This is a genomic window from Dactylosporangium sp. CA-052675 (genome assembly GCF_050947935.1).
In the GTDB taxonomy this organism is placed as follows: domain Bacteria; phylum Actinomycetota; class Actinomycetes; order Mycobacteriales; family Micromonosporaceae; genus Dactylosporangium.
In genome coordinates this window covers 1897838-1913198 of sequence record NZ_CP192010.1, presented here as the reverse complement: position 1 = coordinate 1913198, position 15361 = coordinate 1897838, and the positions used below count along the sequence as shown (strand labels likewise).

At 74.5% G+C, this 15361-nt stretch carries 10 protein-coding genes; 4 read left to right on the top strand and 6 right to left on the bottom strand.

The features are described 5' to 3' along the window. Positions 1 to 7: 7 nt before the first annotated feature. Positions 8 to 1483, bottom strand: a complete 1476-nt coding sequence (locus ACQP1P_RS08555) for a glutamate synthase subunit beta (protein WP_433084749.1) — start codon at positions 1481 to 1483, stop codon at positions 8 to 10. Further along, positions 1476 to 6035, bottom strand: coding sequence for a glutamate synthase large subunit (gene gltB, locus ACQP1P_RS08550; RefSeq protein WP_433084747.1), 4560 nt, complete (start codon positions 6033 to 6035; stop codon positions 1476 to 1478). Before gltB ends, ACQP1P_RS08555 begins: the two co-directional genes overlap by 8 nt. A gap of 415 nt (positions 6036 to 6450) precedes the next feature. Here gltB and ACQP1P_RS08545 point away from each other — a divergent pair, with 415 nt between their 5' ends. From ACQP1P_RS08545 to ACQP1P_RS08535, 3 genes are all read left to right on the top strand, one after another. Then, positions 6451 to 7713: an Ig-like domain-containing protein gene (locus ACQP1P_RS08545; protein ID WP_433084745.1), complete on the top strand. Its 1263-nt coding sequence runs from the start codon at positions 6451 to 6453 to the stop codon at positions 7711 to 7713. A 109-nt stretch (positions 7714 to 7822) separates the two neighbouring features. Then, positions 7823 to 8572 (top strand): CPBP family intramembrane glutamic endopeptidase, encoded by a 750-nt coding sequence (locus ACQP1P_RS08540; protein ID WP_433084743.1) that lies wholly within the window; start codon positions 7823 to 7825, stop codon positions 8570 to 8572. Positions 8573 to 8605: 33 nt separating this feature from the next. Beyond that, complete coding sequence (locus tag ACQP1P_RS08535; RefSeq protein WP_433084741.1) at positions 8606 to 9412, top strand: hypothetical protein; 807 nt, start codon at positions 8606 to 8608, stop codon at positions 9410 to 9412. 5 nt (positions 9413 to 9417) lie between these two features. Here ACQP1P_RS08535 and ACQP1P_RS08530 read toward each other — a convergent pair whose 3' ends face one another. Beyond that, the gene (locus tag ACQP1P_RS08530; RefSeq protein WP_433084739.1) at positions 9418 to 10728 is read right to left on the bottom strand and encodes a hypothetical protein; all 1311 of its coding nucleotides are present in this window, start codon (positions 10726 to 10728) and stop codon (positions 9418 to 9420) included. A gap of 115 nt (positions 10729 to 10843) precedes the next feature. Here ACQP1P_RS08530 and ACQP1P_RS08525 point away from each other — a divergent pair, with 115 nt between their 5' ends. Continuing rightward, positions 10844 to 11179 carry a PadR family transcriptional regulator gene (locus tag ACQP1P_RS08525; protein WP_433084737.1) on the top strand — a complete coding sequence of 112 codons (336 nt, stop codon included), beginning with the start codon at positions 10844 to 10846 and terminating at the stop codon, positions 11177 to 11179. A gap of 89 nt (positions 11180 to 11268) precedes the next feature. Here the strand turns inward: ACQP1P_RS08525 and ACQP1P_RS08520 are convergent, their stop codons facing one another. The 3 genes from ACQP1P_RS08520 to cydD form a co-directional block, all read right to left on the bottom strand. Further along, positions 11269 to 11982, bottom strand: coding sequence for a permease prefix domain 1-containing protein (locus ACQP1P_RS08520; protein ID WP_433084735.1), 714 nt, complete (start codon positions 11980 to 11982; stop codon positions 11269 to 11271). A 64-nt stretch (positions 11983 to 12046) separates the two neighbouring features. Further along, a complete protein-coding gene (gene cydC / locus ACQP1P_RS08515; RefSeq protein WP_433089920.1) occupies positions 12047 to 13708 on the bottom strand; it encodes a thiol reductant ABC exporter subunit CydC in 1662 nt (553 codons plus the stop codon). After that, the gene (gene cydD / locus ACQP1P_RS08510) at positions 13708 to 15360 is read right to left on the bottom strand and encodes a thiol reductant ABC exporter subunit CydD (protein WP_433084734.1); all 1653 of its coding nucleotides are present in this window, start codon (positions 15358 to 15360) and stop codon (positions 13708 to 13710) included. Before cydD ends, cydC begins: the two co-directional genes overlap by 1 nt. Position 15361 lies beyond the last annotated feature (1 nt).

Here is a 15361-nt window from a genome sequence, read left to right as displayed (position 1 = left end):
TAGCACCTCAGGCGGATAGGGCCACCGCGGAAGGCTCGACCGGCGAGGGCAGGGTGCCGTCGCCGCCCAGGTACGCGTGGATGGACGCGGCCGCCGCGCGGCCCTCGGCGATGGCCCACACGATCAGCGAGGCGCCGCGGTGCATGTCGCCCGCGATGAAGACGCCGGGCGCCGTGCTCTGCCACGTGGCGTCGGTGTCGATGCCGCCGCGCCGGTTGCGGGTCAGGCCGAGGTTGGTCAGCAGCGGACCCTCCTCGGTGCCCTCGAAGCCGATCGCGAGCAGCACGAGGTCGGCCGGGTACTCCCGCTCGGTCCCCTCCACGACGCTCACGATGCGGCGGCCGTCCACCCTGGACACCTTGACCTCGGCGATGCGCACCGCGGTGAGGTTGCCGTCGGCGTCGCCCTCGAACGAGGTCACGGCGACGGCGAAGGCGCGCTCGCCGCCCTCCTCGTGGGCCGGGTAGTTGCGCAGGATCCAGGGCCAGGTCGGCCACGGGTCGCGGGACTCGTCGCGCTGCTGCGGCGGCGTCGGGTACTGGTCCAGCTGCAGCACCGACCGGGCGCCCTGCCGGTGCGCGACGCCCAGGCAGTCGGCCGCGGTGTCGCCGCCGCCGATGATGATGACGTGCTTGCCCTCGGCCGTGATCGCGGCCGACGGCTGCTTGCCGGCGACGACGCGGTTCGACTCGACCAGGTGCTCCATCGCCAGGTGCACGCCGCGCAGCTCGCGGCCGGGCGTCTCGGGCGTGTCGCGGCCGGTGAGCGCGCCGCAGGCCAGCAGCAGCGCGTCGTGCGAGGCGCGCAGCTCGTCCACGGAGACCGTGACGCCGACGTGGACGCCGGTGCGGAACTGCACCCCCTCCGCGGTCAGCTGCTCGAGCCGGCGGTCGATGTGCTCCTTCTCGAGCTTGAAGTCCGGGATGCCGTAGCGCAGGAGCCCGCCGAGGGCGTCGTCGCGCTCGTACACCACGACGTCGTGCCCGGCCCGGGCCAGCTGCTGCGCGGCGGCGAGCCCGGCCGGCCCGGAGCCGACCACGCCCACGCTCTTGCCCGAGCGCTCGGGCGCCGGGCGCGGGGTGACCCGGCCGGCGGCCATCGCGCGGTTGATGATCTCGACCTCGACCTGCTTGATCGTGACCGCCTGGCCGCCGGCGATGGACAGCACGCAGGCCGCCTCGCACGGGGCCGGGCACAGCCGCCCGGTGAACTCCGGGAAGTTGTTCGTCGCGTGCAGGGCCTCGATCGCGAAGTCCCAGTCGCCGCCCCGGACCAGGTCGTTCCAGTCCGGGATGCGGTTGCCCAGCGGGCAGCCGTCGTGGCAGAACGGGATGCCGCAGTCCATGCAGCGGCCGGCCTGCTCCCGGATCAGCTCGTCGGTCGCGGGCGGGTAGACCTCGCGCCAGTCCCGCAGGCGCACCGGAACCGGCCGCCGGGCCGGCAGCCGCCGCTCGTGCTTCAGGAAACCGTTCGGGTCAGGCACGTGCCACCTCCATGACAGCCGCATCCACGTCGCGGCCGGCAGCCTCGGCGGCCCGAATCGCCTCCATCGCGCGCTCGTAGTCGCGCGGCATGACCTCGGTGAACTGCGCCACCGCGGTGCCCCAGCCGGCCAGCATCCGCTCCGCGACCGCCGAGCCGGTCTCGGCGTGGTGCTCGGCGATGTACGCCCGCAGCTTCTCGGGATCGCTGACCGGCCGCAGGTCGACCAGCTCCGCGTTGACCAGGTTCCGGTCGAGGTTGTGCACGTACGCCACGCCGCCGGACATGCCCGCGGCGAAGTTGCGCCCGGTGGTGCCGAGCACGACCACGGTGCCGCCGGTCATGTACTCGCACCCGTGGTCGCCCACGCCCTCGACGACCGCGAGGGCGCCGGAGTTGCGCACCGCGAACCGCTCCCCGGCCCGGCCGCGCATGAACAGCTTGCCCGCGGTCGCGCCGTACAGCACCGTGTTGCCGCCGATCGTCTGCTCCTCGGCGACGAACGGCGCGCGCTCGTCCGGGCGCACGATGAGCCGCCCGCCGGAGAGGCCCTTGCCGACGTAGTCGTTGGCCTCGCCCACCAGCCGCAGGGTGACCCCGCGGGGGACGAAGGCGCCGAAGGACTGCCCGGCCACGCCCCGCAGGGTGATGTGCACGGTGTCGTCGGGCAGGCCGGCCCCGCCGACCCGCCGCACGATCTCGCCGCCGAGCATCGCGCCGACCGAGCGGTGCTCGTTGCGCACCGCGACCTCGAGCGTGACCGCCTCGCCGGCGTCCAGCGCCGGGGACACCGCGGCGATGAGCTGGTTGTCCAGCGCCCGCTCGAGCCGGTGGTCCTGCTTGGTGGTCTGGCGCCGGGCCGCGTCGTCGTCCAGCGGCGGCACGTGCAGCAGCGGGGTCAGGTCGAGCCCGCCGGCCTTCCAGTGGTCGACCGCCGGGCGCACGTCGAGCAGCTCGGTGTGGCCGATCGCCTCGTCCAGGGTCCGGAAGCCGAGCTCGGCGAGGTAGGAGCGCACCTCCTCGGCCAGGAACCAGAAGAAGTTCTCGACGAACTCCGGGGTGCCGGTGAACCGCTCGCGCAGCACCGGGTTCTGCGTCGCGATGCCGACCGGGCACGTGTCGAGGTGGCAGACGCGCATCATGATGCAGCCGGAGACGATGAGCGGCGCGGTGGCGAAGCCGAACTCCTCGGCGCCGAGCAGCGCCGCGACGATGACGTCCCGGCCGGTCTTGAGCTGCCCGTCGACCTGCACGCTGACCCGGTCCCGCAGCCCCGACAGCAGCAGGGTCTGCTGGGTCTCGGCCAGGCCCAGCTCCCACGGCGTGCCGGCGTGCTTGAGGGAGTTCAGGGGCGACGCGCCCGTACCGCCGTCATGGCCGGAGATCAGGATGACGTCGGCCTTCGTCTTGGCCACGCCGGCGGCCACGGTGCCGACGCCGACCTCGGACACAAGCTTCACGTGCACGCGCGCCGACGGGTTGACGTTCTTGAGGTCGAAGACCAGCTGGGCGAGGTCCTCGATGGAGTAGATGTCGTGGTGCGGCGGCGGCGAGATGAGCCCGACGCCGGGGGTGGCGTGGCGGGTCTTGGCGATCCAGGGCCACACCTTGTTGCCCGGCAGCTGCCCGCCCTCGCCCGGCTTGGCGCCCTGGGCCATCTTGATCTGCAGGTCGTCGGCGTTGACCAGGTACTCGGTCGTGACGCCGAAGCGGCCGCTGGCGATCTGCTTGACGGCCGAGCGCCGGCGCGGGTCGTGCAGGCGGTCGGCCTCCTCGCCGCCCTCGCCGGTGTTCGACTTGCCGCCGATGTTGTTCATGGCGATCGCGAGCGTCTCGTGGGCCTCGGCCGAGATGGAGCCGTACGACATGGCGCCCGTCGCGAAGCGCTTGACGATCTCCGCGGCCGGCTCCACCTCGTCGATCGGCACCGCCGGGCGCACGCCGGTGCGCAGCTCGAAGAGGCCGCGCAGCGATCCCGCCCGGCCGGCCAGCTCGTCGACCCGCGCGGTGTAGCGCTGGAAGACGTCGTACTGCCGCGAGCGCGTCGCGTGCTGCAGCAGGAACACGGTCTCCGGGTTGAACAGGTGCAGCTCGCCCTCGCGGCGCCACTGGTACTCGCCGCCGACCTCGAGCCGCCGGTGCGCCCGCTCGGCCTCGTTGGCCGGGTAGGCGCGGGCGTGCCGGGCGGCGATCTCCGCGTGCACCTCGGCCAGGCCGATGCCGCCGATCTTGCTCGGGGTGCCGGTGAAGTACCGCTCCACGAGCCGCGGGTCGAGCCCGACGGCCTCGAAGACCTGGGCGCCGCAGTACGACGAGACGGTCGAGATGCCCATCTTGGACATGATCTTCAGGACGCCCTTGCCGAGCGCCTTGACGTAATTGTGGACCGCGGTGTCCGGGTCGACGTTCGCCAGCGCGCCGGTGTTGATGAGGTCCTCGACGCTCTCGAACGCGAGGTACGGGTTCACCGCGGAGGCCCCGAAGCCGGACAGCAGCGCGACGTGGTGCACCTCGCGGCAGTCGCCGGACTCGACCACCAGCGAGACCTGGGTGCGGGTCTGCTCCCGGACCAGGTGCTGGTGCACCGCGGCGGTGAGCAGCAGCGACGGGATCGGGGCGAGGTCGACGGTGGAGTCGCGGTCGGAGAGCACCAGGATGCGCACGCCGTCCTCGATCGCCTCGGAGACGCCGCGCATGATCTCGACCAGCCGCCGCTTGATGCCGGTGGCGCCGTCGCGCACGGGGTAGAGGCCCGACACCCGCACGGCCTTGAAGCCGGGCAGGTCGCCGTCCTCGTCGATGTGCAGGAGCTTGGCCAGGTCGTCGTTGTCGATGACCGGGTAGGGCAGCGCGATCTGCCGGCACGACGCCGGGCCCGGGCGCAGCAGGTTGCCCTCGGGGCCGATGGTGGCCGCGACGCTGGTCACCAGCTCCTCGCGGATCGCGTCCAGCGGCGGGTTGGTGACCTGGGCGAAGAGCTGGGTGAAGTAGTCGTACATCAGCCGCGGGCGGGTCGAGAGCACGGCGACCGGGGTGTCGGTGCCCATCGAGCCCAGCGGCTCGGCGCCGGCCCGGGCCATCGGGCCGATGAGGATCTTGAGCTCCTCCTCGGTGTACCCGAACGTCTGCTGCCGCCGCTGCACGGAGTCGTGCGTGTAGACGACGTGCTCGCGCTCGGGCAGCTGGTCGAGGTCCATGAGCCCGGCGTGCAGCCACTCCTCGTACGGCTCGGCCGCGGCCAGCTCGGCCTTGACCTCGTCGTCGGTGCGGATGCGGCCGGCCGCGGTGTCGACCAGCAGCATCTTGCCGGGGGCCGAGCGGCCCTTGGCCACGATGGTGGCCGGGTCGATGTCCAGCACGCCGGCCTCGCTGGCCAGCACGACCAGGCCGTCGCTGGTCTGCCACCAGCGGCCCGGGCGCAGGCCGTTGCGGTCGAGCACGGCGCCGACCACGGTGCCGTCGGTGAACGCTACGCTCGCGGGGCCGTCCCACGGCTCCATCAGGCAGGCGTGGAAGCGGTAGAAGGCCCGGCGCAGCGGGTCCATCCGCGGGTCGTTCTCCCACGCCTCCGGGATCATCATGAGCACCGCGTGCGGCAGGCTCCGCCCGGCCAGGTGCAGCAGCTCGAGGACCTCGTCGAAGTTCGCCGAGTCCGACGCCTCCGGCGTGCAGATCGGGAACAGCCGGCGGATGTTGCCGGGCAGGTTCTCGCTGGCCAGCAGCGCCTCGCGGGCGGCCATCCAGTTGCGGTTGCCGCGGATCGTGTTGATCTCGCCGTTGTGGGCGATGATGCGGTACGGGTGGGAGAGCTCCCAGCTCGGGAACGTGTTCGTCGAGAAGCGCGAGTGCACCAGGGCGATGGCCGAGGCCACCCGCTCGTCGGACAGGTCGGGGAAGAAGGACACGACCTGGTCCGGGGTGAGCATGCCCTTGTAGGTGATGGTGCGGGACGACAGCGACGGGAGGTACAGCTGAATCCCCCGCTCCCGCGTCTCCCGCTCGGTCTGCTTGCGCACGCAGTAGACGACCCGGTCGAGGTCCAGCCCCTCGAGCACGGTGCCGGGCGCGCCGAGCCGCTCGGCGCTCACGAACACCTGGCGGATGCGGGGCATCGCGGCCAGGGCGGTGGCCCCGAGGTCGCTCGCGTCGACCGGCACGTCGCGCCAGCCGAGCACCTGGGCGCCCTCGACCAGCGCGTACTTCTCCAGCACCCGCTGGGCGCGCGCGGCCGCGTCGTCGTCGGTCGGCAGGAAGGCCAGGCCGGTCGCGTACTGCCCGGCGGGGGGCAGCGCGAACGGCACGACCTCCCGCAGGAACGCGTCCGGGATCTGGATCATGATGCCCGCCCCGTCGCCGGTGTTCGGCTCGGCCCCGCGGGCGCCACGGTGGTCCATCCGGCGCAGCGCCGAGAGTCCCTTGAACACGACGTCGTGGGACCTGCGGCCGTGGATGTCGGCGACGAAGGCGACCCCGCAGGCGTCGTGCTCGAAGGCAGGGTCGTACAGGCCCTGCCGCTGCGGTCCGGGGTACACCATCGGGCCTCCTGACGTCATCGATTGCAAGTCGGGACAACGTCGGCCCTGAGGAGCGGTCTTGCCAGTGTACGCGAAGAGCGGGCGCAAGTTGCATGCTCGGTACTCGAGTCCGTACCGCATGCCAGCGCGCCCGCCGCGTATGTTGCCAGACAACGTACCGTGCGCACGGGCCGGAAACCTACCGCGCCGGGTCGTGACAAATCCCACGGACCGGACGCCCGAGCGGTCGTTACAGAACTGTCACGCAACCCGTGGCAGTCGGCAAGACGTCCAACGAGCGGGTGGCCCTCGCCATCCGTTACTTCCTACGATGATGCACGGCAAGATCGCCCGCCACCGCACAGTTCGCGCAACTGTGCACCGGTGGCACTAACACGGGATACACCGGTGCGGTAACCGGTGCATGCTCTAGCCCAACGAAGGAGGTGTGGACATGGGAGTCTCCGCACGCGCACTGGCCACGATCGCCGCGCTCACGAGCGTCGTCGTTCTGGCTGCGGGATGCAGCAGCGACGATTCGCCGAAACCGAAATGGACCGGCGCTGACGGCAGTGCCGGCGGCCCCTCGGCTTCCGCGTCCGCCGCCGAGCAGCCCAAGGCGGCCTTCGCCGCTCCCGACGACGGTGCGAGCAACGTCTCCACCGCGACCGAGCTGTCCCTGCAGGCTCCCCCGGGCTCCAACGCCCAGGTGACGCTGACGGACGCCTCCGGTGCCGCGGTGAACGGCGGGCTCAACGCCGACGGGACGGCGTGGGTGCCCGGGACCCAGCTCAAGTACGGCACGCAATACTCGGCCGTCGTGACCTCGGCCGGCGACACCGCCGGCAAGAAGATCACGTTCACCACCATGGCGAAGCCCGGCAAGACGGTCAACGTCTCCACGGCCGTCGCCGACAACAAGACGTACGGCGTGGGCATGCCCATCGTCGTGCGGTTCGGCTCCAGCGTCCCGCAGGAGATGCGGGCATCGGTGCAGAAGCGGCTCATCGTCACCAGCACCCCGCCGCAGGTCGGCACCTGGTACTGGTTCAACGGCGGCGAGGTCCACTACCGCCCGAAGGAGTACTGGCAGTCCGGCACCAAGATCACCGTCCGGCTCGCCGTCGGCGGGCTCCAGCTCACCAAGACGGGCTGGGGCACCAAGGACGTCACGAGCACGTTCAGCATCGGCGACAAGATCGTCATGACGACCGACGACAAGACCCACCAGATGACGGTGGAGCAGAACGGCACGGTCATCAAGACGATGCCGGTCAGCCTCGGCAAGGCCAAGACCCCGTCGTCCTCCGGGAACATGGTGGTCATGGACAAGAACCAGTCCGAGCTGTTCGTCGGCACCGACCCCGACGACCCGTACCGCGAGACCGTCTACTGGACGCAGCGCATGACCAGCGGCGGGGAGTACATCCACTCCGCCCCGTGGTCGGTGGGCGACCAGGGCAAGCGCAACGTGTCGCACGGGTGCACCAACGTGTCGGAGGCCAACGCGAAGTACCTCTACAACCTGACCAAGATCGGCGACGTCGTGATCGTGAAGAACACGACCCGCAAGCTCGCCTGGGGCAACGGCTGGACCGACTGGGACAAGTCCTGGGACGAGTACGTCAAGGGCAGCGCACTGCCGCCGCCGGCCGACACCACCGTCGCGACGCCGAGCACTGCGGCGTCCGCGAACCCCTCGGTCTCGGCTTCCTGACGTAGCAACGGCAAGGCAGCAAGTCAGCAAGGCAGCAAGGGCAGCTCGACTTCGCAGGGGCCGCCGTCATCGCGACGGCGGCCCCTGCGCCGTGCGGCATCATTGCGCCGTGACCCCCTGGATCGACCCCCGCTTCGGCCCCGCGGGCGCGACCGTCCTCGCGCTGCTCGTGGTCTGGTTCGTGGTGCGCATCGCGCGCTCGCCCGGCACCGTGGCGCGCCGCCGGGCCGAGATCGAGTCGCGGCCCGACGGCCGGATCCGGTTCCATCGGCGGTACATCCTGAGCTGGTGGCTGCTGAGCGCGGTGGCCCTGCTCCCGCTGGCGTTCGGCCCCGGCGTGGACCCGGACGACTACGGCCTGCGGCTGCCCGGCCCGGCCGGGATCGCGCTGGCGCTGGGCGTCTTCGCGCTCTTCGCCGCGGTGGTCTGGGCCCGCGACCGGTTCCTGCGCCACCGCCTCGCCGCCGTCCCGCCCCAGGTCGCGTTCCTGCTGCCCCGCACCGGCCGGGAGCGGCTGTGGGGCGCCGGCACCGCCTTCACCGCGGGCATCTGCGAGGAGCTGGTGTTCCGGGGCGCGTTCCTGGCCGTCGCGATCGGCGGGCTGCACCTGCCCCTCTGGGTCGCGGGCGCGCTCGTGAGCCTGTTCTTCGGCCTCGGCCACCTGTACCAGGGGCTGCCCGGCATCATCGGCACCTCGGTCTTCGGGGCGTGCGCGACGGTGCTGTACGTCTTCTCCGGCAGCCTGCTCCTGCCGGTGCTCGTGCACGCCGCCGTCGACCTCGGCCCGTTCGCGCTGAGCCGGTTCCCGCCCGAGACCCCGGCGCCGGCCCCGCCTGTCGGGTCGCCGTCCCCAGGATGATCCGGGCCATCGACGGGCGCTAGCCTCTCGCGCATGGCACTGGTCCGACGCAACGTCGTCCTCGGCACCTCCAGCAACCGGGTCGTGGCCGCCGCCACGGTCGCACCGCAGAACCTGGCCGTCCCGCAGGACCAGGACGTCACCCAGCGCATCCCCGCCCAGCCGACCGCCGCGTCGGGCGGGGTGCCCGGGGTGCCCGGGGAGGTGGCCGGGGCCGCGGTCACCGTCGGGCCCGACGCGCCCCCGGCCGCGCCCGGCAGCGAGGCCGCCGCGGTCGCCACCCAGCCGGCGAGCATCGGCTCGCTGATCGCCGCCTTCGCGCTCGTCGCGGCGGGCGGGGCCGGGTCCTGGGCGCTGTACCACTTCGGCGTCAACGCCGACGAGATCCACCTGCCGGACGCGACCGCCCTGTTCGGGGTGCTGTTCGCGTTCGCCACCGCGGTCGAGCGCGTGCTCGAGCCCTTCGCCCGGTTCATGCCCGGCCGGCACGCCAAGGGCGAGCTGGAGAAGGCGGTGGCGAACATGGCGAACAAGTACCACGACGCCACCCTCGACGACCTCGTCCAGGTCGCCCACGCGAAGTCCATGGTGGACCGTGGCCGCGCCGACCGGGGCCTCGTCTCGTGGGGCATCGCGGTCGCCCTGGCCACCGTCGCCTCGGCGTCGGGCGGCCTCTACCTGCTGCACTCCATCGCGGGCGACGGCTGGCAGGGCATCCCGGTGTGGATCGACGCGATCATCACCGGCGTGGTGGTCGGCAGCGGCACGAAGCCCCTGCACGACGTCATCAGCAAGGTGCAGAAGAACAAGGAGAAGTCCGAGGACACCACGGCCGCCTGAAGCCTCTAGAGCACCAGCAGGCCGTCGGTCTGTCCGCGCTCGGCGAGCCCGGCGAGCGCGGACTCGGCCTCCAGGAACGGCAGGTACGGCAGGTCCGGCGGCTGGGAGCGCAGCACCTGGGTGGCGTGGTGGGCGGGGACGGCGCCGGACGGGTACGCCCGCGCGCACCGCGGGTCGACGAGCCCGTGCCGGGTCGCGAACCCCGCGACCGCCTCCCACTCGGCCAGCGGCGCGGTGGTCGGCAGGGTCACGCCGGGCGGCTCGGGCAGCACGTCGACGGCGGTGAACGGCTCGCTGCCGGCCAGCCACCACGAGACCGCGCGGACGGCGGCGCGCAGGGGGTGCTCGCACCAGTACGGCACCAGCCCCGCCCGCACCACGTGCCACGGGTCCAGCAGCCGCCCGCACTCGACCACCAGCCGGTTGCCGGTGCGGTGCCCGGCGCGCAGCCAGTCGCGGTACAGGTCGGCGACGGCCCCGCTGAGCACGTCGGGATGCCGGTAGAGCACCTGGCGCACGGGGTGGCCGTGCGCGGCTGCGAACCGGCGCAGGTCCTCGACGAGCCCGCGGTCGACGCTGCGCTCGCCGTCGCTGTCGACCGGCCGCTCCCCGAGCACCGCGGCGTCGCGCCGGTCGAGGTAGTCCTCGGGGGCCAGGCCCGAGGCGCGGCTGCCGAGCTGGAAGGCGTACCCCGGGGGGCCCGTCACGGTCGCCCAGCGCCCGACGTCGCGGGTCACGATGACCGGCGCGCCCGGGCGCAGCCGCTCCGCGATCCAGTCCCGGTAGGCCTCGGGCAGCCGTTGCCAGCGCACCACCGAGTACGCGGCCGCCGCCGTGGACCACCCGCGCCACACCGGGTCGTAGACCTGCCGCACCGCGACGTCCGGGTTCGCGGCGAGGACCGCCCGCGCGCCGCGCTCGCCCGCCTTGGCCGCGGCCGTGTTGTCGGCGGCGGTACTGCCCGTGCCGCGCTCCCGCACCGCGACGTCCGGCGTGGCCAGCTCGAACCCCGCGGGCAGCCACGGCACCCCGAGCGCCGCGGCCAGATGCAGCGCCGCGCCGTGGGGCGAGCCGATGACGAGGCCGTGGTACCGCCCGGCCGGCAACTGCCCCGTGAGCCACCGGGCCACGCCCCCGGCGTCGACGGCGGACTCCGCCGCCCGCCCCGCGGCGCTCCACCGCGGGGCGGCCACCACGGGCCGGGGCACGCCCCGCCGGTAGGCCAGTCCCCGCCCGGACGCCATCGCCAGGGCGATCCCCAGCCCCGTCGGCCATTGCAGATCGACATCCCGCGCGGTTTCGGCCCGCCGCCTCATGCCGTTGCCACCAGTTCCCCCCAGATACGGTTTCGTGCACCGGTCCTGCCCAAGGTCCCGATCCCTAAACCCCTGCCGTGGCGCGCCGGGACCCGAACCCGTAGACTCGCTACACATGAAGGCGGACGCGCTACGGGGGCACCTCGACGCACTCCTGCTCGCGGTGCTCGACGGCGAACCCCGCCACGGCTACGCGATCATCGAGGCCCTCCAGGAGCGCAGCGGCGGCTCCCTGACCCTCCCGACCGGCACCGTGTATCCGGCCCTGCGCCGCCTCGAGCGCGCGGGCTACGTGGAGAGCGCCTGGTCGACGGTAGGCGGCCGCGAACGCCGGACCTACCGCCTGACCAACGCGGGCCGCAAGGTGCTGACCGAGGAGCGCTCGGCCTGGCAGGAGTTCACCTCGACGATCGGCGCGGTCCTGATGCCCCCGGCGGCTCCGGCCTCCTGAGTCAGGCCCCGGCGGCTCCCGCCTCCCGGATCAGGCCCCGGCGGCTCCCGCGTCCTGGGTCAGGCCCCCGGGGGCTCCCGCCTCCCGGGTCAGGCCCCGGCCGCCAGGCGGCGACCGCGGCGCGCGTGCACCGCGAACTGGAAGCAGCGCACGGACATGAGCCCGGCGTAGCCGAACGCGGCGAGGTTGCCCGCCATCCCGAGGATCACCGGCGGCCAGGTGGCCGCGGCCGGCCACTGGTAGATGCTGAGCCCGAACACGGCCGCCCCGAGCAGCGCGTGCGGCCCGAGGAAGGTCATCGCCCCGAGCCCGACGAGCCGGGTGTACCGCACGCCGTCGCGCAGATACCGGCTCCCCCGCGAGAACCCGAGCACCACGAGCGCGGCGACCCCGGCGGCCAGGAACGACGTGTACTTGAAGTGGTCGACGAGCACCCAGTAGAGGTGCGAGGCGTGCTCCTGGACGCTCCACGGGCTGTCCCACCACATGAGCGGCGCGAGCACGTTCACGAGCGGCAGCGCCAGCGCGATCCAGGTCGCGGTCCGCCGCCCCTGCTGCGCGGCGAGCTCGGCCTGGTAGGCCGGCGCGACCTCGCCCAGCGTCCCGAACTCGGCCACGGCGAGCCGCTCGGCCTCGGCGGCGTCCAGGCCGGCGTCGACGTGCGCGGCGGCGGCGTCCTCGAGACTGTGGCGGGCCTCGGTGATCATCTCCGTGCGCGTGCGCCCCGGTCCGCGCAGCGCGGCGGCGAGGCCGTCGACGTATGCGTCGATCGGTCCGGTCGCGGGCGGCGGCACCCCCTTCACGCGCTCAAGAATTGCACAACGCCCCGCCGCAAGGCCAGAAGCCCCGCCCCTCGCGGGACCATCGTCACCCCGTGACGCGGCCGTCCGCGACCGTCACCACGTCGTCGAAGGCGGTCAGGTCGGCGCGGCGGTGGGTCACCACCACGACCGTGCGCTCCCCCGCCGCGCGCAGGGCCGTCGCCAGCACCGCGTCCGCGGCCTGCGGGTCGAGGCCCTCGGTGGGCTCGTCCAGCAGCAGCACCGGCGGCGGGTCGACCAGGGCCCGGGCCAGCAGCAACCGCTGGCGCTGCCCGCCGGAGAGCCGAGCGCCGTCCTCCCCCACGAGCTCGTCCAGCCGGTCGCCGTAGCCGGCCAGCCCGGCCGCGGACAGGGCGGCCCGCAGGTCGGCGTCGGTGAAGCCGGCCCGGCCGAGGGTGAGGTTCTCGCGCACGGTCGCGTGCAAGACGTACGCGTCGGCGAAGACCCCGCCGGCCACCTGCCAGGGCTCGGCCCCGGCCGGGCGGCCCTCGACCCGGCCGTCGCGCAGCGGCACCGCGCCCGCGATCGCCGACAGCAGCGTGGACTTCCCGGCGCCGCTCGGCCCGACGACGGCGACCCGGCGGCCGGCCGGCAGGACCAGGTCGACCTCGGACAGCGCGTCGCGGCCGCCGTGCGGATAGCGCACGCTCACGCCGTGCAGCCGGACCGAGACCGGGTCGCGCAACGCCCGCCGCTCCGGCGCGTCAGTCGCGTCCGGTGCGTCAGTCGCGTCCGGTGCGTCAGTCGCGTCCGGTGCGTCACTGGCGCCGGGTCCGTCAGTGGCGCCGGGTCCGTCAGTGGCGTCCGGTCCGGCCGGTGGCGCGCCCGCGGCCAGGAGCTCACGGACCCGGCTCACGGCGCCGCGCACCTCGGCCTGGCGCGCGGCGGCCCCGGCCAGCGGCACGACCACCTCGCCCACGCTCAGCGCCACGAGCGCGAGCACCGGCGCGGCGGAGCCGGACACGAGGACGGCGACGGCCAGGGCGGCCGCGGCCGGCACGACCGTCGCGGCCGCCGACACGATCGCCCCGGCCGCCGCGGCGCGCGCCTCCAGCCGGGCCAGGCGCCGCGAGCGCTCGGCCGCGGTGGCCAGGGCGGCCGGCATGGCGCCGAAGGCGAGCAGCTCCGCGGCGCCGTGCGCGATGTCCACAGTGGAGCGGGTGACGTCGCCCCGCGCGGCGGCCAGGGCGGCGGCCGGGCGGGACAGGGCCCGGCCGAGCAGGGGCAGCAGCAGGCCGGCCACGAGCAGGGCGGCGGCCAGCACCAGCGCGGCCGGGGGCGAGACGGCGGCGAAGGCGGCCACGGCGACGACGCCGACGACGGCGGCGGTCGCGGCGGGCAGGACGGCCCGCAGCAGCAGGTCCTGCACGGCGTCCACATCGGACACCACCCGGCTGAGCGCGTCCCCGGCCGCGGGCGCCTCCGGGCGGGCGGCCAGGGCGGCGAAGGCGCGGGTGCGCAGCGACGCCAGGACGCGCAGGACCACGTCGTGGCCGGCCAGGCGCTCGGCGTACCGGATGCCGCCCTTGAGCAGCGCGAAGGCCCGCACGGCGGCGATGGCGACGGCCAGGGCGGCCAGCGGCGGCTGGTCGGCCGCCCGCACGATCATCCAGGTCGCGGTGCCGACCAGGCCGATCCCGGCGGCCTCCGTCAGCACGGCGAGGAGGCCGGCGAAGGCGAGCCGCAGCACCGCCGGCGGGCTGAGCATCACGCGGCCACCACCGGGCGGCGGGACTCGGTCAGGCGGCCCTCGACGGTGACCGTGCGCGTGGCGATCGACAGCAGGGCCGGGCGGTGGGCCACCAGCAGCGCCGTGCGGCCGGCCGCCAGGCGGGCCGCCGAGGCCACCACCGCCGCCTCGCTGGCCGCGTCCAGGCGCGCCGTCGGCTCGTCGAGCAGCAGCAGCGACGCGTCCGTGCGCAGCCAGGCCCGGGCCATGGCCAGGCGCTGGCGCTGGCCGCTCGACAGGCCGTGCCGGGCGAGGTCGGTGCCGTAGCCGGACGGCAGCGCGCGCACGAAGCCGTCGGCCTCGGCGGCGCGCGCGGCCGCGACCACCTCGTCCAGGCTCGCCCCGGGCGCGCCGAGGCGGATGGTGTCGGCCACGGTGCCGGCGAACAGGTGCGGGCGCTGCGGCAGCCAGGCGAGCCGGGCCCGCCAGGCCGCGAGGTCGAGCGTGGCGAGGTCCGCGCCGCCGGCCAGGACCCGGCCCGCGGTCGGTGTCGTGAAGCCGAGCACCAGCGAGAGCAGCGTGGACTTGCCGCCGCCGCTCGGCCCGACCAGGGCCACCCGGTCGCCGGGCTCGATCGTCAGGCTGGCGTCGCGCAGGGCGAGCACGTCGCCGTAGCGGACCTCCACCCGCTCCAGCACCAGGGCCGCGCCGGCCGGTGGCAGCCGGGCCTCGGTGGTGGCCCGGCCGCCGGCGAGGCCCGGTGCGTCGTGCAGCACGGCGTGGACCTCCGCGGAGGCCGCGAGCCCCTCCTGGCTGGCGTGGAACTTCGTGCCCAGGGCCCGCAGCGGCAGGTAGGCCTCGGGCGCGAGCAGCAGCACGGCCAGCGCGGCGCCGAGCGTGAGGCGGCCGTCGAGCAGCCGCAGCCCGACGGGCACGGCGACCAGCGCGACCGAGACGGTCGCGACCAGCTCCAGCACCAGGGCGGACAGGAACGCCAGGCGCAGGGTGCGCATGGTGGCGCGGCGGTACCCCTCCGCGTTCTCCCGCACCCGCCGCACGTACGCGCCCGCGCGCCCGTGCGCGCGCAGGGTCGCCAGGCCGCGCACGGTGTCGAGGAAGTGGCCGCCGAGCCGGGTGAGCTCCTGCCACTGCCGTTGGGTGCGGGCGCCGGTGGACCGGCCGACGAGGATGCCGAAGACGGGGATGAGCGGCAGGGTCAGGGCGACCGCGACCGCCGAGGCGACGTCGGTCAGCGCGAGCCAGCCCAGGGTCGCGAGCGGGACGAACGCGGCGAGGAAGACCTGCGGCAGGTAGCCGGTGAGGTACCCGTCGAGGCCGTCGACCCCGCGACCGGCCAGGGTCGCGAGCTCCCCCGCGCGCTGCCCCGACAGCCAGGCGGGCCCGCGCCGCGCGGCCGCGTCGAGCAGCCGCTCGCGCAGGTGGGCCTTGACCTCGGCGGCGGCCCGCCCGGCGACGGCGCTCAGCGCGCCGGCGTGCAGCCCGCGCAGCAGCACCGTCACCGCGCCGACGACCAGCGCGGTGCGGTCGAGCCGCCCGCCGGCGGCCGCGGCGAGCAGGGTCGCGAGGCTGACCGCCTGCGCGACGACGAGCACCGCGGCGATCAGCGCGGAGCCGGCCAGCACCAGCACATAGCGCCGGACCGGCCCGAGCCGCAAGAGTCTTCTGTCCACG

What these genes read in the sequence shown, in the direction of transcription:
- gltB (WP_433084747.1), bottom strand. Translation starts at nt 6,035, where the DNA reads ATGACGTCAGGAGGCCCGATGGTGTACCCCGGACCGCAGCGGCAGGGC.
- cydC (WP_433089920.1), bottom strand. Translation starts at nt 13,708, where the DNA reads ATGCTCAGCCCGCCGGCGGTGCTGCGGCTCGCCTTCGCCGGCCTCCTC.
- ACQP1P_RS08535 (WP_433084741.1), top strand. Translation starts at nt 8,606, where the DNA reads ATGGCACTGGTCCGACGCAACGTCGTCCTCGGCACCTCCAGCAACCGG.
- ACQP1P_RS08525 (WP_433084737.1), top strand. Translation starts at nt 10,844, where the DNA reads ATGAAGGCGGACGCGCTACGGGGGCACCTCGACGCACTCCTGCTCGCG.
- ACQP1P_RS08545 (WP_433084745.1), top strand. Translation starts at nt 6,451, where the DNA reads ATGGGAGTCTCCGCACGCGCACTGGCCACGATCGCCGCGCTCACGAGC.
- ACQP1P_RS08530 (WP_433084739.1), bottom strand. Translation starts at nt 10,728, where the DNA reads ATGAGGCGGCGGGCCGAAACCGCGCGGGATGTCGATCTGCAATGGCCG.